The organism is Kitasatospora sp. NPDC043950, from assembly GCF_056435345.1.
Genome location: NZ_JBWKER010000051.1, coordinates 1 through 24576 on the forward strand (window position 1 = coordinate 1; position 24576 = coordinate 24576).

A 24576-nucleotide genomic window follows, 5' to 3' on the forward strand; every position below is an offset into this window, starting at 1 on the left:
GCCCGGGCCCTGGGGGGGGGGGGGGGGGGGGGGGGGGGGGGGGGGGGGGGCCCCAACACGCCCCCCCCCCCCCCCCCCCGCCGTCCGCGGCGTCGCCGAACGGCCCGACCGGCGGAGCGGACGGCCCGTCAGGATCCCCGGCGCACGCGGCTGTCGATCCCCGCGGCCGGGGCGCATACTGTCCTGCGCGGCTCGCACCCGCGCGACAGGGCCCGTTCCGGACCCGGCCCGGGCTGCGCCGCTACGGGGAAGGTCGGACGAACGTGGCAATTGTCGTTCTCGTCGTCGTGCTGGCGCTGTTCTGGCTGATCACCGGCGTGCGGGTGGTGCAGCAGTACGAGCGCGGCGTGGTGTTCCGGCTCGGCCGGGTGCGCGAGCAGGTCCGCCAGCCGGGCCTCACCCTGCTGGTGCCGGTGGTCGACCGGATGCGCAAGGTCAACGTCCAGGTCGTCACCATGCCGGTGCCCGCCCAGGAGGGCATCACCAAGGACAACGTCTCCGTCAGCGTCGACGCCGTGCTGTACTTCCGCGTCGTCGAGCCGGTCAAGGCCACGGTGGACGTCCAGAACTACTCCTTCGCGATGCTTCAGGTCGCCCAGACCTCGCTGCGCTCGATCATCGGCAAGAGCGAGCTGGACGATCTGCTCTCCGGCCGGGAGAACCTGCACCAGGGACTGGAGGTCATGCTGGAGAGCCCGGCCACCGGGTGGGGCGTGCACATCGACCGGGTGGAGATCAAGGACGTCAGCCTGCCCGACTCGATGAAGCGCTCGATGGCCCGCCAGGCGGAGGCCGACCGCGAGCGGCGGGCCCGGATCATCACCGCGGACGGCGAGTTCCAGGCCGCCGCCAAGCTCGCCGAGGCCGCCGTCACGATGTCCGAGACCCCGGCGGCGATGCAACTGCGGCTGCTGCAGACGGTGGTCGAGGTCGCGGCGGAGAAGAACTCGACGCTGGTGCTTCCGTTCCCGGTGGAGCTGCTGCGCTTCTTCGAGGCCTCCGCCGCCCGGGCCGCCGAGGCGGGCTCCGGGCCGGCGCCCGCCGTCCCGGCCCAGGCGCCGTCCGACGCCGGCTGACGGCCCGCCCGCACGGCCGACGGCCTCACCGTCCGTCACGGACGGACGATCGGCAGCAGCACCTCGTCGACGATCTCCGCCGGGTCGAGCTGCGCCGGCGCGCCGCCGCACATCTTGATCCGGTACAGCATCAGCGCCGGGACGACGTCGGTGACCAGGGGGGTGACGGACCCGGGGCGGACCTCGCCCCGGGTGGCACCGCGGGCGAGCACCTCGGCGATCAGCGCGGCGGTGGGCTCCACCACCCGCTCCAGCACGATCGCCAGGAAGGTGTGGGCCCGGTGCCGGTCCAGCTCGCCCATGATGGCCCGCACGGCGGCCCCGGGTTCGCTCAGCATCGCCGCGCGCAGCCTGGTCACCACCTCCAGCAGGTCCCCGCGTAGGCCGCCGGTGTCGGGCGGCGGGCCGGCCGGGGGCAGGCAGGCGCGCAGCGCGTCCTTGACCAGTTCCTCCTTGGAGGGCCAGCGCCGGTAGAGCGCGGCCTTGCCGGTCTGCGCGGCGGCGGCGACGCCCTCCATGGTGAGCCGGGCGTAGCCGTCGGCGGTGAGCTGCTGGAGGGCGGCCTCGAAGATGGCGTTCTCCAGCGCCTCGCCGCGCCTGCGGAGCGGGGCGCCCGTCGCCGGTCCGCGCGCGACTGCGGGTTCAGCGGGCATGGCTGCGCACCTTCTTCGGTTCCACCTCTCGACACGCCCGTTCACCGGCTGTCCGCAATGAACGGATGTGTTCCCTATATCCAGGGCCACTGTCGATGTTAGTGAACGAACCCGTCCCGTCCCAATCGTTCGCCCCCCGGCCGTCGCGGACCGCGCCGGCGCCGTCTGACCGGCCTGCCATGGCTCTCCCTCCCCTCGCCCGCGTATCGACGGCCGCCCGCCCGACGCGCCGCCCCGCCGGAGCGCGATCGCGTCCGGGCCGGAGGCCCTCGATACGCGGGGCCGCCGTCAGGACACCGTCAGTGACGACGCCCGCGCAGTCAAGGGGGCGTCAGGATCGCCCACCCCCCGAGGGTCCGCGGCCTAGGCTCGGACTCGTCCCCGCCCGGCTGACGCGGGCCCGGCGCCCCGTCACCGCCCTCCGGAGCATCCACAAGACACGCCCTCAGCCGCCCACACCCGATCGATCCGCCGCGTCGGACGATACGTCAACGAAGGTGAGGTCCCCGTGGCCGTTCTCGGCGCCTTCCACCGCCGCCAGCCCCTCCCCGCCAGCTGGCCCGCATCCGCACCGGCGCGCGGCTCGGTCGCCGCGACCCTGTCCGCGATCGTGCGCAGGCTCGCCGACAGCCCCCTGGACAATTCCGTGCTCCAGGCCGTGGGCGCCCCGACCGCCTCCAGGGGCGCCGGCGCCGCTCGCCGCACGGTGCGGATGCGGGCCAGCTGGCGGGCCGTCACCACCCCCGACGGCACCCGCCGGCTCGAAGCCCGCTGGGGCCCCGGTCGCTGAACACCCCGAGAGCCGGGCCCGCCCCGGCGGCCCCGACAGCGCGGAGCCATCACGTGCGCACGCGTGCACGCATCGGGCGCGCGCCGATCTACGATGAGCACATGAGCACAAGCACCGACCTGGCAGCTGCACACGGCTCGCAGGAGCAGGGGCAGGGCAGCGGCGAGCGGCTGGACGTCGCCGCGTCCGTCCTCGCCCTGCTCGCGGACCGCACCCGGCTCGCGCTGCTGCACCGGCTCGGCGCGGGCGAGGCCGACGTCACCTCCCTCATCGAGGCGTGCGGGGCCCCGCGCACCTCCGTCAGCCAGCACCTCGCGAAGCTCCGCCTCGCGGGCCTGGTCACCACGCGCAGGGACGGGCGCCGCGTCGTCTACTCGCTGCGCCACGGGCACCTCCGGCGGCTGGTCGACGAGGCGCTGAACGTCGCCGACCACCAGATCGGCTCCCTGCCGCCGCACGACTGACCCGCCGCACGGCCGACCCACCCCCGCAGCCCGGAACGGCAGCGAGAGCCGCACCATCGTAGCCAACACGTGCACACGTATGCACGTGTTGGCTACGATGGTGCCGCCTCACCACGCCGCCGACCGGGACGGGGCCGATGCTGTCCACCCTGCGCAACCGCACCTACCGCCACCTGTTCGCAGCCCAGGTCATCGCCCTGGTGGGCACGGGCCTGGCCACCGTGGCGCTGAGCCTGCTCGCCTACGACATCGCCGGCGCCGACGCCTCAGCGGTCCTCGGCACCGCGCTGGCCGTCAAGATGGTCGCCTACGTGGCCGTCGCACCGGTGGTCGGAGCCCTCGCCGACCGCGTTCCGCGCCGAACGCTGCTGGTGGCGATGGACCTCACCCGCGCCGCCGTCGCGCTCGCCCTGCCGTTCGTCAGCCAGGCCTGGCAGATCTACGTCCTGATCTTCCTGCTCCAGGCCGCCTCGGCCGCCTTCACACCGGCCTTCCAGGCCACCATCCCCGAGGTGCTGCCGGCCGAACGGGACTACACCCAGGCACTGTCGATGTCCCGCCTCGCCTACGACCTGGAGTCCCTGTTCAGTCCCGCGCTCGCCGCGGGCCTGCTCGCCCTGGTCCCGTACACCTGGCTGTTCACCGGCACCACCGCGGGCTTCCTCGCGTCCGCCACCCTGGTCGTCTCCGTCGCCCTTCCCAAGCCCGCCCCCGTCGAGCGGACCGGCGGCGTCCACGCCAAGGCCGCCTTCGGCGCCCGCCTGTTCTGGGCCACCCCGCGCCTGCGGGCCCTGCTCGCCCTCGACCTCGCGGTCGCCGCCGCCGGGGCGATCGTCTTCGTCGACACCGTCGTCGCGGTCCGCGAGCACTTCCACCGCCCGGCGGGCGCGGTCTCGCTCGCCCTGGGCACCTACGGTGCCGGCTCCATGCTGACCGCCCTGCTCCTGCCCCGACTCCTGCGACGGCTCTCCGACCGCGCCGTCATGCTCCCGGCCGCCTTCGCGCTCCCCGCCGTCCTGGCCGCCGTCGCCGCCGTCACCGCCGCGGCCCCGGGCGGCTGGTCCTGGGCCGCACTGCTGGCGTCCTGGGCCGCGATCGGCGCCGCCTGTTCCGCCGTCCTCACGCCGGGCGGGCGCCTGATCCGCCGCTCCGCCGCCGACGCGGACCTGCCCGCCGCCTTCGCCGCGCAGTTCTCCCTGTCGCACAGCTGCTGGCTGCTCACCTACCCCCTCGCCGGCTGGCTCGCCGCCGGCGCCGGCCTCCCGGTGACGGCCGTCGTCCTCGGCGCCATCGCCCTGCTCGCCGCCACCGCCGCCACCGCGATCTGGCCCGCCCGCGACCCCGCCAGGCTCGACCACGTCCACGCCGACCTGCCCCCGGGCCACCCCCACCTCACCGACGCCCACCCGGCCACGGACGGCTGGCTCCACGGCCACGACTACGTCATCGACCAGTACCACCGCCACTGGCCGCAGGGCCTCGCCGCGCGGGCCAACTAGGGCGTGCCCGGCGGGGGCGACAACCGCATCACCCGGGAGGGTCAATCCAGCGGGAATAAATGAAGAGCTGTTCATGTATTCCTGTATGGTCGACGCGTCGCCCCGTCCTGCCCGCGTGGAGGAACACCACAGCCATGTCCGCAACCCTCACCGAGCGCCCAGCCGCCGCAGCCCCGCGCGGCGGCGCCGCTCCCAAGCGCCGTACGCGCGTCTTCGCGCTGGCCGAGGCCCGCTGGGCCGCCGCCGCGACCATCGCCTTCCTGACCGCCCTGCCGCTCCAGCTGACCGACGCCCCGGCCTGGGCCTGGGGGCCGCTCTACGCGATCGCCTACGTCACCGGCGGCTGGGAGCCCGGCTGGGCCGGCCTCCGGGCGCTGCGCGAGAAGACCCTCGACGTCGACCTGCTGATGATCGTCGCCGCGATCGGCGCGGCCTCGATCGGGCAGGTGATGGACGGCGCGCTGCTGATCGTCATCTTCGCCACCTCGGGCGCGCTGGAGGCGCTGGCCACCGCCCGCACCCAGGACTCGGTACGCGGCCTGCTCGACCTCGCCCCCACCACCGCCACCCGCCTGCTGGACGACGGCGGCGAGGAGACCGTCGCCACCGAGGACCTGGTGGTCGGCGACACCATCCTGATCCGCCCCGGCGAGCGCGTCGGCGCCGACGGCCGCGTCCTGGACGGCGCGAGCGAGATCGACCAGGCCACCATCACCGGTGAGCCGCTGCCGGCCGCCAAGCAGCAGGGCGACGAGGTCTTCGCCGGCACCCTGAACGGCACCGGCGCCCTGCGCGTGAAGGTCGAGCGCGACGCCTCCGATTCGGTGATCGCCCGGATCGTCGCCATGGTCGAGGAGGCCTCGGAGACCAAGGCCCCCACCCAACTGTTCATCGAGAGGGTCGAGCAGCGCTACTCCCTGGGCATGGTCTTCGCGACCCTCGCCGTCTTCCTGGTCCCGCTGGCCTTCGGGGCCGCCGTGACCGGCTCGTTGCTGCGGGCGATGACCTTCATGATCGTCGCCTCGCCCTGCGCGGTGGTGCTGGCCACCATGCCGCCGCTGCTGTCCGCGATCGCCAACGCCGGCCGCCACGGCGTCCTGGTGAAGTCCGCCGTCGTGATGGAGCGGCTCGGGCAGGTCGACGCGGTGGCGCTGGACAAGACCGGCACCCTCACCGAGGGCACCCCCCGGATCACCGACCTGCTCCCCCTCACCGGCAGCGGCCTGGACGAGGACGAACTGCTGGCCCTGGCGGGCGCCGCCGAGCACCCCAGCGAGCACCCGCTGGCCCGCGCGGTGGTCGACGCCGCCCGCCGACGCGGCCTCGACCTGCCGGTCGCCGAGGGCTTCGCCTCCACCCCCGGCATCGGGGTGACCGCCACCGTCTCCGGTGCCGTCATCGCGGTCGGCGCCCCCGCCCGGCTCCTCGACGGCGCCGCCGACGCGCCCTCCACCGAGGCGGAGGCCACCGCCGCAGCCGTCGCCGTCGCCGTCGCCGAGGAGCTGGAGCGCGACGGGCGCACCGCCGTCCTGGTCCAGCGCGACGGCGTCCCGGTCGGCGTGCTCGGCATCGCCGACCGCCTGCGTCCCGACGCCGCCGCCACCGTCACCGCCCTGGCGGCCCTGACCGGCGCCGCCCCGGTGCTGGTGACCGGCGACAACCCGCGCGCCGCCGCCCGCCTCGCCGCCGAGGTCGGCATCACCGACGTCCGCGCCGGGCTGCTCCCCCAGGACAAGGTCGCCGCCGTCCAGGAGCAGGAGCGGGCCGGGCGCAAGGTGCTGGTGATCGGCGACGGCGTCAACGACGCCCCCGCCCTCGCCGCCGCCCACACCGGCATCGCGATGGGCCGGGCGGGCTCCGACCTGGCGCTGGAGACCGCCGACGCGGTCGTCGTCCGCGACGAACTCGCGACCGTCCCCACGGTGATCGCGCTGTCCCTGGCGGCCCGGCGGCTGGTCGTCCAGAACCTGGTGATCGCCTCGGTGTTCATCTCCGGCCTGGTCGTGTGGGACCTGGTCGCCACCCTGCCCCTGCCGCTCGGCGTCCTCGGCCACGAGGGCTCGACCGTCATCGTCGGCCTCAACGGCCTGCGGCTGCTGCGCGAGAGCGCGTGGAAGCGGGCGGGCGCCACCGGGCCGCGGCCGGTTCAGGAGCCGGCGCGGGCCCGGCGCAGCAGGTAGGCGCCGGAGGCGGCGGCGAGCAGGGCCATGCAGGCGGTGAAGACCAGGCCGGCGCGGGCCAGGCCGATCGGCGCGGTGAGCAGGCCGATACCGATCACCGGGATCGAGATGCCGAAGTAGGCGACCACGAAGAGCGCCGACAGGGCGCCGCCGCGGTGCTCGGCGGGAGCCGCGGCGGCGATCTCGCCGACGGCTCCGCGCAGGCCCATGCCCTGGCCGGCGCCACCCACCAGGGCGCTGAGCACCAGCAGGGGCAGGGCCGTCCAGGCGAGGGAGCCCGCCATCAGGGCCAGCCCGGCGATGAGCACCAGGCAGCCGACCGGGATCGCCCGGGCGGTGCCCAGCCGGGGCACCAGGAGCTGGCCGAGGGTGGAGGCGAAGAAGGCCGTGCAGACGATCAGGCCGACGACGGCCGGGCTGTGGACGTCCAGCCGCTGGGCGAGGAAGGCCGGGCTGACGGAGGTGAAGACGCCCAGCAGGGAGAAGCCCGCGAACGCGGCGAGGCCGGCCGGGACGAACACCCCGCGGACCTCCGGCGGCAGGGACGGCCGGCGCGGCCGGGCGGTGCGCAGCGGGCGGGCGCCGGTGACGGTCTCCGGCAGGAGCCAGGTGACGGTGAAGGAGGCGGCGAGCAGCACCAGGTGCACGGCGAACGGCAGGGTCAGGGGGTGGGGCGTGTACTCGGCGAGCAGTCCCGACAGCACCGGTCCGCAGCCCAGGCCGCCGATGTTGGCGGCGGTCGCGACGAAGCCCGCGCGGGCCTGGTGTCCGGGTGGGGCGAGCTCCAGGACGTACGCGGTGGCGGTGCCGGTGAACAGGCCCGCGGACAGGCCGGACAGCAGGCGGCCCAGGGCCAGCAGCGGGAGGCCGCCTTCGGCCAGGAAGGCGACGGCGCTGCACGCCGCGAGCGCCAGTCCGCAGAGCAGGACGGGCCGGCGTCCGACGGAGTCGGAGACGTTGCCGACGAGCAGCAGGACGCCGATGACGCCGAAGGCGTAGATGGCGAAGACGACCGTCACCATCAGTTCGGAGAAGCCGATCTGCTCCTGGTACAGCCCGTACAGCGGGGTGGGCAGGGTGGTGCCCGCCATGCAGACGGCGAAGCCGGCGGCCGCCCCGAGGTAACCCGCCCGGCCCATCGCGGGTCGCGCGGTCTGATGATCGGTCATTCGCCCACGGTAGGGCGGCCGTCGCCGTCGCAGCCACGGCTCGCGGGGCCGACTAGGCCGATCCGCCCAAGAACCGACGCCCGGCCCCGGCCCCGCCCGGCCCCGGCGTGGTCGGCCACCGGCTACCGGATCGCGCCGCGGTCCGCGGACAGGCCGTGGGTGGTGCCGCCCCCGGCCCGCACCTGCGTCGGGAGCGCTCCCCAGTAACGCCGGAACGCGGTGCTGAAGTGCCGGGTGTCCGCATAGCCGCAGGAGCGGGCGACGGCCGCGACGGACAGCGGGCGCAGCGCGGGATCGGCCAGGCGCTGCGCGGCGACGTCCAGCCGTCGGCGGGTCAGGTAGGCGATGATCGTGCACCCCGTCTCCTGCTGGAAGAGCCGTGCTGCGTGGCGCTCGCTCAGGTGGACCTGGGTGGCGACGTCCCGTACCCGTACCGGGCGGTCGAAGTTGTCGTCCAGGTAGCGGGTCATCCGCGCGGCGACCGCCGCCGCGCGCCCACCCGGCACGGGCGTCGGGCGCGGGGCGTCGGGCAGGCCGGCGACGACGCGGGCGCAGGTGAGGACCAGTGCGGGGCCGAGGGCGGCCAGCAGGTCGGGGCTGGCCGGCCCCGGAGCCGCGGCCTCTTCGGCGAGTGTCGCCAACAGCCGGGGAAGCGGGGTTCCGGCGGCCGGGACGACCTGGCGCGGGCCGGCCGCGACGGCGTCGAGCAGGGCGGCGGTCTCCGGGGAGCCGGGCCCGGCGGCCCCGCGCGGACCGCGTTCGGGGACCATCGTCCAGGACCAGAAGACGATGCCGAGCGGGTCCCGGGCGTCGGTGGTGATCTCGTGGACCTCGCCGGGGCGGGCCAGGAACAGCTCGCCGGCTCCGACCGGGTGCTCCAGCGCGCCGAGCCGGAACGTCCCGCGCCCGGCGTAGGCGTAGCAGAACTCGAAGTAGGAGTGGCTGTGCCAGTAGTTGCGCCATGGCTCGGGCGGGTAGAACCCCCAGTCCACGAACTCGACCCGTCGTCCGGCGAGGGTGGTGCCCAGCCGCACGGAGTTGAGCAGGGGCAGGGCGGCGCCCGCCCGGGCCAGTTCGGTCATCTCGGCTCGCCCGCCCCGTCCGTCCTGCGCGCGGTGGGGTCGACGCCCCGCAGCATCATGCCCTGACCGAGGGACCAGGTGTGATCGTCCGTGGTGGGCCGGTCCGCAGGGTCCCGGAACTGTACCAGCCAGGTGGTGCGGGCCTGGTCGGAGGTGTTCAGCCCCGAACCGTGCACGGTGAGGTAGCCGAAGAACAGGACGTCGCCGGCCTCCGCCGGGCACGGCCGGGCGTCCTGGAGCGGCCAGGTGTCGGGCGGCAGGTGCCAGCTGCCGTCCTCGACGTGCGGCAGCGGGCCCTTCCGGTGGCTGCCGGGGACGGCCCTGATGCAGCCCTTCTCCTCCGGGGCGTCGTCGAAGTGGAAGACCGCGGCCGCGACGGTGTGCCGGGCGTGCGGGAAGAACGGGTGGTCCTGGTGCAGGGGGAAGGGGGAGCCGGTCTCCGGAGGCTTGATGAACATCTTCGTGTGGTGCAACTGGAGGTTGGGCCCACCGAGCAGTGCGGCCGCGACGTCCGTGAACCTGGGGTCGACCAGCAGCCGGGCGAAGGCCGCCGAGTGGAACTGCGCGTCGTGGGCGTGCTTGAGGGCCGTGCGTCCGGCGGACGCACCCGCGACGGTGCGCGCGCTGGCCCAGGTCGGGTCGGCGTCGGAGTCGAGGCGGGCGGCCAGGGCGTGGCACTCCTCCCGCATCGCCGCCGCCTCCTGTCGGCTGATCAGGTTCTTGACGAGGAGGAAGCCGTTCTCGTGGTAGGCGGCGAGGTCGTCGGGGCTGAGGGGTTCGTTCATGGCCTCGACCGTAGGCGTGGGGGCCGGGCCGGACCGAGGGGCGATACGGACGGCCCGGTGGGTTATCCGGACATCGGCCCGCGCGTTCACGTCCCTCCCGCCGGGCCGCAACCGAGCAGGTGGCGGCGCTCCCGAGGCGGGGAGCGCCCCCGCCCCGATGTCCGGGCACCGTCGCCTCGATGCCCGAGCACCCCCAACTGGCGTGCGGTGCGGCCGAATCCGCACGTGTCCGCCCTCTTGTCAAAGGTTAGGGATGTTTCCTAACTTAATGTCATGTCCGAGACCACACGGCACTCCCGGCGCGACCTCCTGCGAGTGAGCGCGGCGGGCGGTGCCGCCTTCGCCGCGGGCAGCCTCCTGCTGCCCGGCGCCGCCCAGGCCGCCCCCCGCCCGACCGCCCTCGACACCCCGACCCTCCCCGCACCCCGCAGCGACCGGACCGCCGGGTCCGCGCTGCGCCCCTTCGGCCGGCACCTGGCCTTCGGGGCCGATCCCTCCCAACAGGTCGTCGTCTCCTGGCAGGTGCCGGGCGCGGTGACCGCCCCCTTCGTCCGGATCGGCCTCCAGCCCGGCGACTTCGGCTCCCCGATCGCCGCCGAGGTCCGCACCCTGGTCAGCAAGCTGTCCTGGCAGCACCCGGTCGAGGACCAGCCCCTGGTCAAGCCCACCACCGTCACCCAGTACTACCTGCACGCGCAGGTGGACCAGCTGATCCCGGACACCACGTACTACTACGTCGTCGGCCACCAGGGCTACGACCCCGCGGGGCAGCGCGCCCAGCTCGGCGACGTGGCGAGCTTCCGCACCGCGCCCGCCCCCGGCCGCGGCACCGGGTTCACCTTCACGGCCTTCGGCGACCAGGGCGTCGGGTACAACGCAGCCGCCACCGCCAACCTGATCGCCGGCCTCGACCCCGCCTTCCACCTCCACATGGGCGACCTCTCGTACGCCAACAGCGGCGGCAGCGGCAAGACCAGCGACCCCTACGACGCCCGCCTGTGGGACTCCTTCTTCGTGCAGAACGACCCCGTCGCCTCCCGGACCCCGTGGATGATGGCGATCGGCAACCACGAGATGGAGGCCTGGTACGGGGCCGACGGCTACGGGGGCGTCCGCGCCCGGTTCACGATGCCCGACAACGCCTGGGTCCAGTCCACCGGGATCTACTCCTGGCGCTGCCAGAACGTCGGCCTGATCAGCCTCGACGGCAACGACATCTGCTACAACACCGCGGCCAACCTGAACTACACCAAGGGCAAGCAGAAGAAGTGGCTGGAGAGCCGGCTCGCCGCGCTCCGCGCCGACACCACCATCGACTTCGTCGTCGTCTACCTGCACCAGTGCACGTACTCCACCTGCCACGACAACGGAGCCGAACTCGGCGCGCAGCAGGACTGGGCCCCGCTGTTCGACAAGTACCAGGTGGACCTGGTGCTCAGCGGCCACAACCACGTCTACGAGCGGACCGACCCCATCCGCTCCGGCAAGCCCACCCGCAAGGTCGCCTCCGGAGACACCGTCAATCCCCTGAAGGACGGCACCACGTACGTCGTCGCGGGCGGCGGTGGCGGCGGGGTCTACTCCTTCCCCGTCGCCGACACCTACCTCGGGCACGAGACGAAGAACGACTCCCCCGTCCCGATGGTGGTCGCCGATCCGACCGGCCACAACCAGACCGTCAAGGTCACCTGGTCCAGGGTCCGTTACACCGGTTACTGCCTGGTGGCGGTCGACGTGACGCCCGCCGCCGCCGGCAAACCAGCCCGCATGGCGGTGCGCTCGATCACCGAGGACGGCACCGCCGTGGACCAGTTCACCGTGCAACGCGGCTGAGCCGGCCCGCGCCCGGACGGTCTGCTCCCCGCCGGCCGGGCCGGGCGCGGCGGCGGGCCGGCGGGGTGCGCGTCAGCGGTCCGTGGTGACGGTGAAGCCCTGCGGGGCGCGCAGGTCGACGGCTCCGGTGTGGTCGGTGGACACCTCGATCGGCAGGCCGGCCACCGTCAGGCCGGTGAACGTCAGCGACTCGTAGCCGGCCGGGAGCTGGGCCCGCACCCGGAGCCGCCGGTTGGGGGCGTCGGCCTCCAGGCCGAGCAGTGCCTGCACCACCTGGACGGAGGCGGCGGCGGCCCAGGCCTGCGGGCGGCAGGAGGCCGGGTAGGGGACGGGGCGGGCGACCTCGGCGCGCGGGTGGCCGCCGAAGAGTTCGGGCAGGCGGTGGTCGAAGGCCGCCGCCGCGCGGACCAGGCCCGCGGCCAGCGGCGCGGCGGCGTCGTGCAGCCCGGCGCGGGCGAGGCCGTGGACGGCGATGGCGCTGTCGTGCGGCCAGACCGAACCGGTGTGGTAGCCGAGCGGGTTGAAGCCGGTCGCGGCGGCGTCCAGGGTGCGCAGCCCGAAGCCGCTGTCCATGCCGGGGGCGGTGAGCCGGCCGGCGACCAGGGCGCTCTCCTGCGGGTCGAGCAGGCCGGTGCCGAGCAGGTGGCCCATGTTGGAGGCGATCGAGTCGACCTTGTGCTTGCCGCCGTCGAGGGCGACCACCGGGTACGGGCCGTGCGCGTCCTCGGTCCAGAACCGGTCGCGGAAGCGCAGCCGCAGTTCCTCCGCCCACTGCCGCCAGCGGTCGGCGCCGGGCCGGCCGAAGGCCTCCAGCAGGGCGGCGGAGGCGACGGCGGCCTCGTAGGCGTAGGCCTGGACCTCGCTGAGCGCGATGGGGGCGTCGGCGATCCGGCCGTCGCGGAAGCGGATGCTGTCGGAGGAGTCCTTCCAGCCCTGGTTGGAGAGCCCCTTGCCGGAGCTGTCGACGTACTCCAGGAAGCCGTCGCCGTCCGCGTCGGCGTGGTCGGCCAGCCAGGCGAGGGCGGCCTCGGCGTGCGGCAGCAGGGCCTCGACCTGGTCCTCGGGCATGCCCCAGCGCCAGGCGTCGTGCAGCAGAGTGAGCCACAGCGGGGTGGCGTCGGCCGTGCCGAAGTAGCAGGGCGGCAGGTGGGAGCCGTTGTCGAGGTGCTGCTCGTCGCGGCGGACCTCGTGGAGGATCTTGCCGGGCTGCTCCTCGGTGGCCGGGTCGAGGGCGCGGCCCTGGCGGCGGGCCAGGGTACGCAGCGTGCCGGCGGCGAGATCGGTGCCGAGCGGGAGCATCATCCGGGCCGCCCAGAGCGAGTCGCGGCCGAACAGGGTGAGGAACCAGGGGGCCCCGGCGCCGAGGAAGTGGTCGGCGGGCTCCAGCGGGTCGGTGAGCAGGAGGCCGCGCAGGTCGTGGTGGGAGCGGGCGATCCAGTGCGCGAGGTGGTGGTCGCGGCCGGTGATCCCGGGGGTGCGCCACGGGGCGGCGTCGGCGGCCGGGGCGGGGAAGAGGTCGCCGTCGCGGTGCTCGGCGGTGCACTCCAGGACGGCCTGCCAGGTCTGGCCGGGGGCGAGTTCGAGGTCGAAGCCCAGGGTGCCGGTGTCGGCGGCGAGGTGGTCGGGCGCCGGCTCGACGGTGAGGGCGGCGCTGAGCGGGCCCTCGCTCCAGCGCAGGCCGTTCGGGCCGGCGGTGGGCGTGAGGGCCTGGGTGGTGCGGCCGGCCTTGACGGAGTCCATCGCGGCGAAGTCGCTCTCCGCGCGCAGGTCCAGGCGCAGGCGGGCGGTGAGGTCGCCCGCGTTGCGGACGGTGTACCGCTCGACGAGGCGGCCGGGGTGCAGCTCCCGGCGGCGTTCCAGGGTGACGGCCGGGTCGGGGGTGAGTTCGGCGATGCCGCGCAGCACGGTGACGAAGGTGGTGCGCCCGTCCTCGCCGTGCGCGGTGGCGACGGGGGCGTTGGGGATCCCGGCGACACCGGCCTCCAGGCGGGAGAGGATCCGGCGGTCCCCGTGGTAGAAGCCGTCCGCGCCTTCGCCGATCCGCCCGTCCGGGCGCGAGGCACAGAAGCTCGGGGCGGCCACGGAGAGCTGGGCGTCGTGCAGGAACGGCTGCAGGGCGATCGCTGACATGGTCTCTTCATCCTCGTTTTGGGGCTTGACAGTTGCTTCCACTCGGGCGCAACCTTTCTGCCATTGGAGCGTTCCAAGACATTAACCCCCCTGGTGGGGAAGATGGAACCCCGTATTGGAACGCTCCAAGATCTTGTCAATGAAGACAGAACCTAGGATCGCCGTCATGCATGCACACTCATCGCCCCGGCCCAGGACAGGGTCCGCCGCGACCCTGGAAATGGTCGCCGCCCGGGCCGGCGTGGGCCGTCAGACGGTGTCCAACGCGATCAACTCGCCCGAGCTGCTGCGCCCGCAGACGCTGGAGCGGGTCCAGCGCGCGATCGACGAGCTCGGCTACCGCCCGCACCGGGCCGCGCAGGCCCTCAAGACCAGGGCCAGCCGGCTGATCGGCTACGGCATCCGCTCCAGCAGCACCGGCGTCCCGACCCCGGTCCTGGACCAGTTCCTGCACTCGCTCTCCGAGGCCGCCGACCAGGCCGGCTACCGGGTGGTGCTGTTCGCCGTCGCCCCCGGGGACGACGAACTCACCAGCTACCAGCAGCTGCTCGACGAGCACGGCGCGGACGGCTTCGTACTCAGCGGCACCGACCGCGGCGACCGCCGCCAGGGCTGGCTGCACGAACGCGGCGTCCCCTACGTCGCCTTCGGCCGCACCTGGTCCGGCCGGGACGTCGGCGACTGGGTCGACGTCGACGGCTCCGCCGGGACTTCGGCCGCCGTCCGGCACCTGGCCGGGCTCGGCCACCGCAAGATCGGCTTCCTCGGCTGGCCGAAGGGCTCCGGCGTCGGCGACGACCGCGCCCGCGGCTGGCAGAGCGCGATGCGCGAACTGGGCCTGCCCGCCCGGGGCCGCCGGGCCGAGAGCCCGGACGACCAGGCGAGCGCCACCGAGGCCGCCGAACGGCTGCTCGCGACCGGCGCGACCGCGGTCGTGACCGCCAGCGACACCCTGGCGCTCGGCTGGTACCAGGCGCTGCGCCGCGACGGCCGCGCCCCCGGCCCGGACGCGGCCGTCATCGGCTTCGACGACTCGCCGGTCGCCCCCCTGCTGTTCCCGTCGCTGTCCAGCCTCGCCCAACCGCTCGACGCGGTCGGCCGCGAGTGCATGCGACTGCTGCTGGAACGCCTCGGCGACCGCCACCGGCCGACCGAACACGTGCTCCTGGAACCGGAGCTGGTCCTGCGCGAAAGCGTCTGACCGCCACTCCCCCGAACCATCTCCGCCCACTCCCCCCACCCACCCTCGCAAGGAGATCCCGCATGGCCACCTCCCGCACCCTCGCCGCGGCAGCCGTCTGCACGGCCGTCGCCCTCGGCGCCGTCACCGGCTGCTCCTCCTCCGGCGGCTTCGGCGACTCACCGGCCAAGCAGTCCTCCGGCGGCAACCAGAGCCTGACGGTGCTGATCGCCACCTCCGGCGAGTCCGAGACGGCCGCGGTCAAGGCCGCCACGGCCGACTGGGCCAAGAAGACCGGCAACACCGTCACCGTGCAGATCGCCAGCGACATCAACCAGCAGCTCGGCCAGGCCTTCGCCGGCGGCAACCCGCCGGACCTCTTCTACGTCAACTCCGACCAGTTCGCGAACTACGCCAAGGGCGGCTCGCTGTACGCCTACGGCGACCAGATCCCGGACGCCGCGGACTTCTCCGAGCCGCTGCGCAAGGCCTTCAGCTACGACGGCAAGCTCACCTGCCTGCCCAAGGACACCTCCACCCTGGGCCTGGCGATCAACACCACGCTGTGGCAGCAGGCCGGCCTGACCGAGGCCGACTACCCGACCAGCTGGCAGCAGCTCTCCGACGACGCCGCCAAGCTCACCAAGGACGGCGTGACCGGCCTGGTGACCGCCCCCGACTACCAGCGGCTCGGCGCCCTGCTGAAGGAGGCCGGCGGCTGGATCACCAACCCCGAGCAGACCGCGATGACCGCCGACAGCCCGGCCAACAAGCAGGCGCTGGAGTACGTGCAGTCGATGATGAAGGCCGGCTCGGCCAAGTACGTCGCCGAGGTGGACGCCGGCTGGGGCGGCGAGGCGCTCGGCAAGGGCAAGGCCGCGATGACCATCGAGGGCAACTGGCTCAAGGGCGCGATGGCCAAGGACTACCCGAACGTCCAGTACAAGGTGCTCCCGCTGCCCGCCGGCCCGGCCGGCCCCGGCACCCTCGCCTTCAGCAACTGCTGGGGCATCGCCGCCAAGAGCCAGCACCAGGCGGCCGGGGTCGACCTGGTCAAGCACCTCGCCTCCGCCGACCAGCAGCTGGAGTTCGCCCAGGCCTTCGGCGTGATGCCCTCGCGCACCAGCGCGCTGAGCGCCTACGCCCAGAAGTACCCCGAGTCCAAGGCCTGGGTCGACGGCGTCGCCAACGCCCAGGCGCCGGTCACCATCGCCGGGTTCACCAAGGTGCTCACCCAGTTCAACACCGACCTCCAGTCGCTGAAGACCGGCGACCCGGCGGCCATCCTGGCCACCCTCCAGCGCAACGGCGAGCAGGCCATCAAGAATGCCAAGTAACAGCTCCACCGGCACGACACGCCGGCGCAGCCTGCGCGAGGGAGCATGGGGCTGGCTGTTCGCCGGCCCCATGGTCCTGGTCCTCGGCCTCTTCATGGTCCTGCCGATCGGGATGGCCCTGTGGGTCAGCCTGCTGCACTGGGACGGCCAGTCCAACCCGTTCAGCGGCAGCGCGGACTTCATCGGCCTGGACAACTACCGCCGGCTGTTCGCCGAGGACGGCCTGGACCGCACGCTGTTCGCCACCTCGATGCGCAACACGCTGTACTACGTCCTGCTGACGGTGCCGCTGCAGACGGTGCTGGCGCTGCTGCTCGCCATCCTGGTCAACCAGCGGATGCTGCGCGGCCGGGGCGCCCTGCGCACGGTGTTCTACTTCCCGTCCGTCACCAGCTCGATCGCGATCTCGACGGTCTTCCTGTTCCTCTTCCAGGGCAGCGGCGCCGTCAACCGGATGCTGGGCTGGCTCGGGGTCAAGGGGCCGAACTGGTTCGCCGACCCGCGCGGGGTGATCTGGCTGGTGCTCGGCTGGTTCGGCCTGGACCAGCCCGCTCCGGGCACGGGCGGCCCGCTCGGGCTGTCCTGGTCGGAGTGGTTCGCCGGGCCCTCGGTCGCGATGTGCACGTTGATCCTGATGGCGGTGTGGACCACCTCCGGCACCTTCATGCTGATCTTCCTCGCCGCCCTCCAGGACATCCCGCGCGAACTGGAGGAGGCCGCCGCGCTCGACGGCGTCAACCGCCGCCAGCTGCTGCGCCACGTCACCCTGCCCGCCCTGCGGCCCGTCCTGTTCCTGGTGCTGACCCTCGGCCTGATCTCCACCTGGCAGGTCTTCGACCAGGTGTACGTGATGGGCAAGGGCGCGCCCGGCAACACCACCCTGACGCCCGCCTACCTGTCCTACTCGGCCGGCTTCGACAACGCCGACTTCGGGCAGGGCGCCGCCATCGCGTTCGTCCTGCTCGGCCTGATCCTGCTGCTCACCGCCGTCCAGCGGTGGGTCCTGCGGGAGCGGGACGGCAAGCCCCGCCGCAGCCCGAAGGGAGCCCGCCGTGCCGCACGCTGACCGCAAGCCCGCCGTGGACAAGCCGATCCTCGGCCGCTTCCCCCGGCCGCTGCGGCTCCTCGGGTACACCGTCCTGCTCGGCTTCGCGCTGCTCTACCTGCTGCCGTTCCTGCTGCAACTGGTGAACAGCTTCAAGACCGACCCGGACGCGGCCGCCCACCCGATGTCGGTGCTGCCCGACGGCGGCACCCTGGCCTCCTACCGGCGGCTGTTCGGCCTGGCGGAGGGCGTCGAGAACATCCCGTTCCTGCGCTGGCTGGGCAACAGCGTGGTGGTGACCGTCCTGGTGACGGCCGGCCGGGTGCTGTTCGACTCGATGGCGGGCTACGCGCTGGCCCGGATCAGGTTCCCGGGCCGCCGGCTGCTGTTCGCCTTCGTGCTGGCCGTGATGGCGGTGCCGGGCGTGGTGCTGCTGATCCCGAAGTTCCTGGTGCTGAAGAGCTTCGGCATGTTCGACAGCTACAGCGGCATGATCCTGCCGCTGCTGGTCGACGCCGCGGGGATCTTCATCATGAAGCAGTTCTTCGAGTCGGTGCCGCGCGAGATCGAGGAGGCGGCACGGATCGACGGCGCCGGGACGTTCCGGATCTTCTGGTCCGTCGTCCTGCCGATGTCCCGGCCCTCGCTGATCACGCTCACCGTGCTCTCCTTCCAGGGCTCCTGGAACGAGTTCACGCACTTCCTGGTCTCCACCCAGTCCAGCGAGCACGACACCCTCACCACCGGCCTGGCGCACTTCGTCTCCGGCGGCCTCGGCTCCGGGACGCAGTACCCGCTCAAGCTGGCGGCGGCGCTGGTCTCCACCCTCCCGGTGGCGATCCTGTTCTTCTGCTTCCAGCGCCACTTCGTGCGCGGCGCCAACTCGGGCTCGCTCAAGGAGTGAGCCCGGCCCGGCCCGGCCCGGCCGGTACACCCCCTCTGCCGAACCTTCCTGTGAACCCTTCTTGGAGAACCACGTGCCCGCCCGTATCGAGGACTACGCGCTGATCGGCGACATGCAGACCGCCGCCCTGGTCGGCAGGGACGGCGCCGTCGACTGGCTGTGCCTGCCCCGCTTCGACTCCCCGGCCGTCTTCGCCGGCCTGCTGGGCACGGACGAGCACGGCTTCTGGCGGATCGCCCCCGGTGACGCCCCGCCCGCCCACCGGCGGCGCTACCGGGGCGACTCCCTGATCCTGGAACAGGAATGGGACACCGCCGGGGGCACCGTCCGGGTCGTCGACTTCATGCCGCCGCGCGGCACGGCGGCCCCGCAGCTGATCCGGATCGTCGAGGGCGTGTCCGGCACCGTCCGGATGCGCTCGGCCCTGCGGATGCGCTTCTCGTACGGGCGCGTCGTGCCCTGGGTGCACAAGGTCACGGACGGCACGGGAACCCGCACCGTCGCCGTGGCCGGGCCCGACTCGGTGTGGCTGGACGGCGAGTCCGAGACCTACGGCCGCGACCTGACCACCTACGCCGACTTCACCGTCACCGCAGGCGAGCGGATCGCCTTCGCCCTCACCTGGCAGGCCTCCCACCTCGGCGCGCCCGACCGGCCGGACGCCGAGCAGGCACTCGCCGCCACCGAGGAGTTCTGGCGCGACTGGGCCGCCCAGTGCACCTACCAGGGCCCCTACCGCGAGGCCGTGATCCGCTCCCTGATCACCCTCAAGGGCCTCACCTACGCCCCCACCGGCGGCATCGTCGCCGCCCCCACCACCTCGCTGCCCGAGGACATCGGCGGCGTCCGCAACTGGGACTACCGCTACACCTGGCTGCGCGACGCCACCATCACGCTCTCCTCGCTGCTGCGCACCGGCTACCGCGACGAGGCCAAGGCCTGGCGCGAGTGGCTGCTGCGCGCCGTCGCCGGCGACCCGGAGAACCTCCAGATCATGTACGGCATCGCCGGTGAACGGGAGCTGGTGGAGACCGAACTCGATTGGCTGCCCGGCTACGAGGGCTCCCGCCCCGTCCGGATCGGCAACGGCGCCGCCGGGCAGCTCCAACTCGACGTCTACGGCGAGGTCGTCGAGGCCCTGCACCTCGCCCAGCACACCGGCCTGGCCCGCAACGACCACGCCCACCTGCTGCAACTGCGGCTGATCTCCTGGCTGGAGGAGCACTGGCAGGAGCCGGACGAGGGCATCTGGGAGGTCCGCGGCCCGCGCCGGCACTTCGTCCACTCCAAGGTGATGGCCTGGGTCGCCGTCGACCGGACGGTCCAACTGCTGGAGCAGACCGACTGCGAGGGGCCGCTGGAGCGCTGGCGCGCCCTGCGCGACACCATCCACGAGGACGTCTGCACCCACGGCTACGACCCGGAGCGCAACACCTTCACCCAGTCCTACGGCTCTCAGGAACTCGACGCCTCCCTGCTGCTCATCCCCCAGGTCGGCTTCCTGCCGCCGGACGACAAGCGCGTCATCGGCACCGTCGAGGCGATCCAGCGCGAACTGTCCACCGAGGACGGCTTCGTGCTGCGCTACCCCACCAGCGGCGGGGTGGACGGCCTGCCGGGCGACGAAGGCGCCTTCCTGGCCTGCTCGTTCTGGCTGGCCGACGCCCTGGCGATGATCGGCCGGACGGACGAGGCGCACCAGCTGTTCGACAAGCTGCTGTCCATCCGCAACGACCTCGGGCTCCTGGCGGAGGAGTGGGACCCGCGGCTCAAGCGCCAGGTCGGCAACTTCCCGCAGGCCTTCAGCCATGTGCCATTGATCGACACCGCGCTGCGCCTCGGCCGAGGCTGAGCCGGTCCGAAATTAATCGGCCACCCCCTTGCCGATGATGTGATCAAATGTGTAAGCACTGTGGCGCTCGACGCCACCGGGGAGGGACTGGTCTGACCATGTGGTCAGGCCCCGTTACACAGGAGACGTACCATCAACACCGCCATTCGCCGGGCCGCGCGCGGAACCGTTCCCGTCGCCGTCACCGCATCCGTGCTCGCCGCCGGCCTGGCCGCCTGCGGCACCGTCGAGCAGCTGTCCGCCGCGCAGAAGGTGTCCAAGGCCTTCACCAAGGTCGGCGAGGGCAAGGCCGCCGGCCTCACGTTCTCCGTGGACGCCACCCCCGAGCAGATCACCGCCTTCGGCGCGGCCACCGGCGACAAGGTCGATCCGAAGAGCGCCGACGCCGTGTCCGGGCTGAACTTCTCCGTCGCGATATCCGCCGACAAGCCGCTGAAGGACCTCGACACCTTCAAGAACGCGCAAAGCAGCGGTGCCGACAAGGACCTGACGCTCGACAAGTCGGTGCGCCTGTCCTACGTGCTCTCCGACCGGAAGGGCACCGCGCTGCTGGAGTACCGCCAGGTCGACGCCAAGGCGTTCCTGCGGGCCGACGCCAAGGGCCTGGTGAAGCTGGTCGGCGAGGACCCGTCGCAGGTCGACGCCATCAGCAGCGGCCTGCCCGCAGAACTGAAGCCGGTCAAGGACGTGCTGGCCGGCAAGTGGGTCTCCTTCGACCTCCAGAAGCTCGCCGACGACGCCAAGAAGTTCGACGGCGCCAAGGCCACCCCGAGCGCACAGCCCTCGCTGGACCCGGAGTCCGCCAAGCAGCTGACCAACTCCCTCAAGGACGTGCTGTCCCGCACCGTCACCTTCGAGGACAAGGGCAAGAAGGACGGCGCCGAGCACATCTGGATGAGCGCCCCGGGCCGCCAGCTGGCCGACGAACTGCTGAAGGCCCTCAAGCCGCTGGCCACCAAGCTCCCCCAGCAGTTCGGGAAGCTCCCCACCTCCGTCCCGAGCACCGTGCGCGAGGACAAGGTCGGCGCCGACCTCTACCTGAAGGACGGCAAGCTCTCCGCCGCCACCTTCGACCTCGCCCAGCTGGAGGCGAAGGCCGGACCGGGCGTCAACTTCCCGGTGAAGCTCGCCTTCAACCAGAACGCCCCGACCGTCGAGGCCCCCGCCGACGCCGTCGCGCTGACCAGCGACGACATCCAGAGCGCGATGCTCAGCCTCCTCACCTCCGGCGCCACCAGCGGGGGCAAGGGCGGCACCGCCCCGACCACCCCGGCGCTCACCCCCGGCAAGCCCCTGACCCCGGCCCAGGCCGAGGAGCTGAAGGGCCTCGGCCTGCCCCTGGAGCAGCAGCAGGTGTTCAGCAAGCTCGGTATGGGCTACGAGGACATGAAGAGCCTCGCCCAGGAGGGCTGATCCCCGCTTCTCCCCCACGGCGCCCGGCCGGCCGCGACAGCGGCGGGCCGGGCGCCGCTGTTCGACGTCACAGCCGGTGCCCCGGCCGCCCGGATCACCGGCGCGCGAGATGGACGGTGAGGTCGGCCGCGACCTCGACCGTCTCGGGCAACACTCGCGCGATCGCGTCGAAGGCCTGCCGCCGCCTCGGCGGCGGCAGTTGGAGGTACGCCGAGATGGTCGACAGGTGGCCGAGGTAGTACGGGGCGCTCACGAGCAGGCGCCGCCGGATGACGGACTGCCGGACGTCACGGAACAGCCGGGACCGCTCCAACTCCGTTCCTGGCCACTGTAGTTCCTCCTCGGGGGCGGTCCCGTCCGGGGACGGGACGTCGTCGCTCTCCAGGAACGGCGCCCGGGCCGCCCGCACGGCCTCCTCGACGGCCGGGTCGGCCGGCTGGAACGGACCGCCGAAGTTGGCGAACACGCCGTCCGGCTCCAGCAGTTCGGCCACCCGCGACCACCGGCCCTCCGGGCGCGTCCAGTGCAGGGCCGCCGCCGCGTAGACCAGCCCGTACGTCCCGCCCGGCCGCAGGTCCTCGAACGCGGCCCGGACGGTCCGCACGTTGGGGGGCGCCGTCCTGCGCAGTTCGGCGAGCATGGCCGCGTCGGGCTCCGTCGCCGTGACGTCGACCCCGTGCCCGGCGAACAGCCGGGTCGCCTTTCCGGTGCCCGCACCGATCTCCAGGGCGGTCCGCACCGGCCGGCCCGCGTACGCCGTCACCGTGTCGAAGAGTTCGTCGGGATACCCCGGCCGGAAACGTTCGTAGGCTTCGGCGACCGCGCCGAAGCTCAGTGCACGAGCAGACATGCCGAGCATCCTGACACGACCGCGGCGGGCCGTGCCCCGGGTTTTCCGCCGCCGCACCACGCCCGGCGGAGTGGTGCGGGTCCGGAATCAGCCGGTTGTCGGTAATGAACGATTGTGTTCCCTATACCCCGGGGATACTGCCGGTGTCATTCGACGGACCCGCCCCCTCACCGTCATTCGCTCCCGAGTCATTGGGGGACCTGCCATGGTCACCTCGCGCGCCCTGGCCCCGGCGCCGCCCGCACCCGCGCGACGCGGCCAGCACCCGGGGACAGCCCTCACCGTCATCGCGGCCACCCAGCTCATGGTGGTCCTCGACGTCACGATCGTGAACATCGCCCTGCCGCACATCCAGCAGGCGCTGAGGTTCAACACCACCGACCTGTCCTGGGTCGTCAACGCCTACACCCTCGCCTTCGGCGGGCTCCTGCTGCTGGGCGGGCGGATGGGCGACATCCTCGGGCGCCGGCGCGTGTTCGTCGCCGGGGTCCTGATCTTCAGTCTCGCCTCACTGCTCGGCGGCGTCGCACAGTCCTCCGGCTGGCTGCTGGCCGCGCGCGCACTCCAGGGCCTGGGCGCGGCGATCGCCTCGCCGACCGCGCTCGCCCTGATCGCGACCAACTTCCCGGAGGGCCCGGCCCGCAACCGCGCCTTCGGCGTGTACTCGGCCGTCGCCGGGGCGGGTGGCGCCGTCGGCCTGCTCGCCGGCGGGATCCTGACCTCCTGGCTGTCCTGGCGGTGGGTGCTGTTCGTCAACGTGCCGATCGGCATCGCGATCGCGCTGCTGGCGCCGCTCTACATCAACGAGTCCGAACGGCACCCCGGACGCTTCGACCTGACCGGCGCGTTCGCCGCCACCGCGGGCATGGTCTCGCTGGTCTTCGGCTTCATCCGGGCCTCCGACCACGGCTGGACCGACCCCGTGACGCTCACCTCGTTCGGCCTCGCCGCGCTGCTGCTGGCGGCCTTCCTGTTCCACGAACGGCGGGCGCCGCAGCCGATCACCCCGCTGCACCTGTTCCGCGACCGCAACCGCTCCGGCGCCTACGGGCTGCTGCTCTGCGTGGCCGCGACCATGTTCAGCATCTTCTTCTTCATGACCCTGTTCGTGCAGGACGTCCTCGGGTTCAGCCCGCTGCGGGCCGGCCTCGCCTTCCTGCCGATCAGCGCCGCGAGCGTCGCCGCCGCCCAGTTCGCCGCCCGCACCCAGCTGCGGTACGGGCGCCGACCGTTCCTGGTGGTGGGCTCGCTGCTGGTGGCGGGCGGGACGTTCTGGTCCACCCAGCTCGACGCCCACAGCGGCTACCTGACCGGGGTCCTCGGCCCGACCCTGCTGTTCGGCCTCGGGATGGGCTCGATCTTCGTCCCGGCCACGCTGACGGTGGTCTCCCGGGTCGCCCCGCACGAGACCGGCGCGGCCACCGGCATGCTCAACACCACCCAGCAGGTGGGCGGCTCGCTGGGGCTGTCGATCCTGGTCACGGTCTACGGCGCGGCCGGCCGCAACGAGGCCGGCCGACAGGTCGGCACGTTCCTGCGGCAGGCCACCCCGCAGCAGGCGGCCCAGTTCCGGGCCACCGGAAAGCTGCCGGCGCCGTACTCCTCCGAGGTGCTGGCGCACGGCATCTCCAGGGCGTTCGACATGGGCCTGGCCTTCGCCGTGCTCGCGGCGCTGATCGCCCTGTTCGTCATCAGGACCGACCGGGAGGCGCCGCCCGTCAGCCCTTCGGGGGACGGCACTTGACAGGGCCTCCGGACATCGCCGACAGTCCATCTTGCAATGGTTTTCATCTTCGATAACCAGACTCCGCGAAAGAGGACACCCATGTCGCTCGACGTCTCCCCCGCCCTCCTCGCCCAGGCCGAGCACGGCCGGGTCAACCAGGCCGACTTCCTCGACACCGTCCGCGCCTCCCTCCCCTACGCCTACCAGGTCGTCGCCGGGCTCAGCACCGAACTCAGCGCCACCGAGGACGAGTTCACCACCGACAACACCACGCCCACCGACGAGGAGCGCGCCCAGCTGCTGCGCGCGCTCGCCAGCAACGCCATCCGCGGCAGCCTGGAGGACCACTTCGGCGTCAAGCTCGCCTTCGTCAACTGCCACCGCGTCGGCGCCTTCCGCCCCGGCACCGAGGACGGCGACGCCTACCGCGAGTTCACCTCGCTGCACAACCAGATCCGCAACCAGAGCCCGGAGCTGCGCAGCTGCTGACCCTCCCGGACGCGGGGGGGGGGGGGGCGGGGGGGGGGGGGGGGCGGGGGAGGGGGCAGGGGGGGGGGGGGGGGGGGGGGGGGCGGGGGGTGGGGGGGGGGGGGAGTTCCGGGTGGTCT

General features: G+C 73.3%; 20 protein-coding genes. 14 read left to right on the plus strand and 6 right to left on the minus strand.

Features of this window, described 5'->3' with window-relative positions:
* Window positions 1-263: 263 nt before the first annotated feature.
* Window positions 264-1076, plus strand: a complete 813-nt coding sequence (locus AC07BF_RS29025; RefSeq protein WP_363633553.1) for a slipin family protein — start codon at window positions 264-266, stop codon at window positions 1074-1076.
* A 35-nt stretch (window positions 1077-1111) separates the two neighbouring features.
* On the opposite strand, the gene AC07BF_RS29030 is transcribed toward AC07BF_RS29025, so the two are convergent.
* Entirely contained in the window at window positions 1112-1729 is a 618-nt protein-coding gene (locus AC07BF_RS29030) for a TetR/AcrR family transcriptional regulator (RefSeq protein ID WP_363589205.1), read from the minus strand.
* 508 nt (window positions 1730-2237) lie between these two features.
* On the opposite strand from AC07BF_RS29030, the gene AC07BF_RS29035 reads away from it, so the two are divergent.
* From AC07BF_RS29035 to AC07BF_RS29050, 4 genes are all read left to right on the plus strand, one after another.
* A complete protein-coding gene (locus AC07BF_RS29035) occupies window positions 2238-2519 on the plus strand; it encodes a hypothetical protein (RefSeq protein ID WP_363589207.1) in 282 nt (93 codons plus the stop codon).
* A 101-nt stretch (window positions 2520-2620) separates the two neighbouring features.
* A complete protein-coding gene (locus AC07BF_RS29040) occupies window positions 2621-2983 on the plus strand; it encodes an ArsR/SmtB family transcription factor (protein ID WP_363589209.1) in 363 nt (120 codons plus the stop codon).
* Between the two features lie 137 nt (window positions 2984-3120).
* On the plus strand, window positions 3121-4482 hold the full coding sequence (locus AC07BF_RS29045) for an MFS transporter (RefSeq protein WP_363633551.1): 1362 nt from the start codon (window positions 3121-3123) through the stop codon (window positions 4480-4482).
* A gap of 134 nt (window positions 4483-4616) precedes the next feature.
* Window positions 4617-6662 carry a heavy metal translocating P-type ATPase gene (locus AC07BF_RS29050; protein WP_478318031.1) on the plus strand — a complete coding sequence of 682 codons (2046 nt, stop codon included), beginning with the start codon at window positions 4617-4619 and terminating at the stop codon, window positions 6660-6662.
* On the opposite strand, the gene AC07BF_RS29055 is transcribed toward AC07BF_RS29050, so the two are convergent.
* The 3 genes from AC07BF_RS29055 to AC07BF_RS29065 form a co-directional block, all read right to left on the minus strand.
* Window positions 6629-7831: an MFS transporter gene (locus tag AC07BF_RS29055; protein ID WP_400807973.1), complete on the minus strand. Its 1203-nt coding sequence runs from the start codon at window positions 7829-7831 to the stop codon at window positions 6629-6631. The genes AC07BF_RS29050 and AC07BF_RS29055 overlap by 34 nt on opposite strands.
* A gap of 122 nt (window positions 7832-7953) precedes the next feature.
* Complete coding sequence (locus tag AC07BF_RS29060) at window positions 7954-8913, minus strand: AraC family transcriptional regulator (RefSeq protein ID WP_363589215.1); 960 nt, start codon at window positions 8911-8913, stop codon at window positions 7954-7956.
* On the minus strand, window positions 8910-9698 hold the full coding sequence (locus tag AC07BF_RS29065) for a phytanoyl-CoA dioxygenase family protein (RefSeq protein ID WP_363589217.1): 789 nt from the start codon (window positions 9696-9698) through the stop codon (window positions 8910-8912). The genes AC07BF_RS29060 and AC07BF_RS29065 overlap by 4 nt, the downstream gene beginning before the upstream one ends.
* Window positions 9699-9971: 273 nt before the next feature.
* On the opposite strand from AC07BF_RS29065, the gene AC07BF_RS29070 reads away from it, so the two are divergent.
* The gene (locus AC07BF_RS29070; protein WP_363633548.1) at window positions 9972-11531 is read left to right on the plus strand and encodes a purple acid phosphatase family protein; all 1560 of its coding nucleotides are present in this window, start codon (window positions 9972-9974) and stop codon (window positions 11529-11531) included.
* Between the two features lie 72 nt (window positions 11532-11603).
* Here the strand turns inward: AC07BF_RS29070 and AC07BF_RS29075 are convergent, their stop codons facing one another.
* Window positions 11604-13661, minus strand: a complete 2058-nt coding sequence (locus tag AC07BF_RS29075; RefSeq protein WP_363589221.1) for an amylo-alpha-1,6-glucosidase — start codon at window positions 13659-13661, stop codon at window positions 11604-11606.
* Window positions 13662-13827: 166 nt separating this feature from the next.
* Between AC07BF_RS29075 and AC07BF_RS29080 the strand changes: the two genes are divergently transcribed.
* The 6 genes from AC07BF_RS29080 (at window position 13828) to AC07BF_RS29105 (ending at window position 21392) form a co-directional block, all read left to right on the plus strand.
* Complete coding sequence (locus AC07BF_RS29080) at window positions 13828-14862, plus strand: LacI family DNA-binding transcriptional regulator (protein ID WP_363589223.1); 1035 nt, start codon at window positions 13828-13830, stop codon at window positions 14860-14862.
* Window positions 14863-14924: 62 nt separating this feature from the next.
* On the plus strand, window positions 14925-16178 hold the full coding sequence (locus tag AC07BF_RS29085) for a sugar ABC transporter substrate-binding protein (protein ID WP_363589225.1): 1254 nt from the start codon (window positions 14925-14927) through the stop codon (window positions 16176-16178).
* Window positions 16168-17244, plus strand: coding sequence for a carbohydrate ABC transporter permease (locus AC07BF_RS29090; RefSeq protein ID WP_350884138.1), 1077 nt, complete (start codon window positions 16168-16170; stop codon window positions 17242-17244). The genes AC07BF_RS29085 and AC07BF_RS29090 overlap by 11 nt, the downstream gene beginning before the upstream one ends.
* Window positions 17231-18127 carry a carbohydrate ABC transporter permease gene (locus AC07BF_RS29095; protein ID WP_363589227.1) on the plus strand — a complete coding sequence of 299 codons (897 nt, stop codon included), beginning with the start codon at window positions 17231-17233 and terminating at the stop codon, window positions 18125-18127. The genes AC07BF_RS29090 and AC07BF_RS29095 overlap by 14 nt, the downstream gene beginning before the upstream one ends.
* A 73-nt stretch (window positions 18128-18200) precedes the next feature.
* Entirely contained in the window at window positions 18201-19979 is a 1779-nt protein-coding gene (locus AC07BF_RS29100; RefSeq protein WP_400988627.1) for a glycoside hydrolase family 15 protein, read from the plus strand.
* Between the two features lie 192 nt (window positions 19980-20171).
* Entirely contained in the window at window positions 20172-21392 is a 1221-nt protein-coding gene (locus AC07BF_RS29105; RefSeq protein ID WP_363587177.1) for a hypothetical protein, read from the plus strand.
* A gap of 94 nt (window positions 21393-21486) precedes the next feature.
* On the opposite strand, the gene AC07BF_RS29110 is transcribed toward AC07BF_RS29105, so the two are convergent.
* Window positions 21487-22242: a class I SAM-dependent methyltransferase gene (locus AC07BF_RS29110; RefSeq protein WP_363632471.1), complete on the minus strand. Its 756-nt coding sequence runs from the start codon at window positions 22240-22242 to the stop codon at window positions 21487-21489.
* 205 nt (window positions 22243-22447) lie between these two features.
* Between AC07BF_RS29110 and AC07BF_RS29115 the strand changes: the two genes are divergently transcribed.
* Both AC07BF_RS29115 and AC07BF_RS29120 read left to right on the plus strand, forming a co-directional pair.
* Window positions 22448-23986, plus strand: a complete 1539-nt coding sequence (locus AC07BF_RS29115; RefSeq protein WP_478334113.1) for an MFS transporter — start codon at window positions 22448-22450, stop codon at window positions 23984-23986.
* A gap of 81 nt (window positions 23987-24067) precedes the next feature.
* Window positions 24068-24457 (plus strand): SCO5389 family protein, encoded by a 390-nt coding sequence (locus AC07BF_RS29120; RefSeq protein ID WP_063345914.1) that lies wholly within the window; start codon window positions 24068-24070, stop codon window positions 24455-24457.
* Window positions 24458-24576 lie beyond the last annotated feature (119 nt).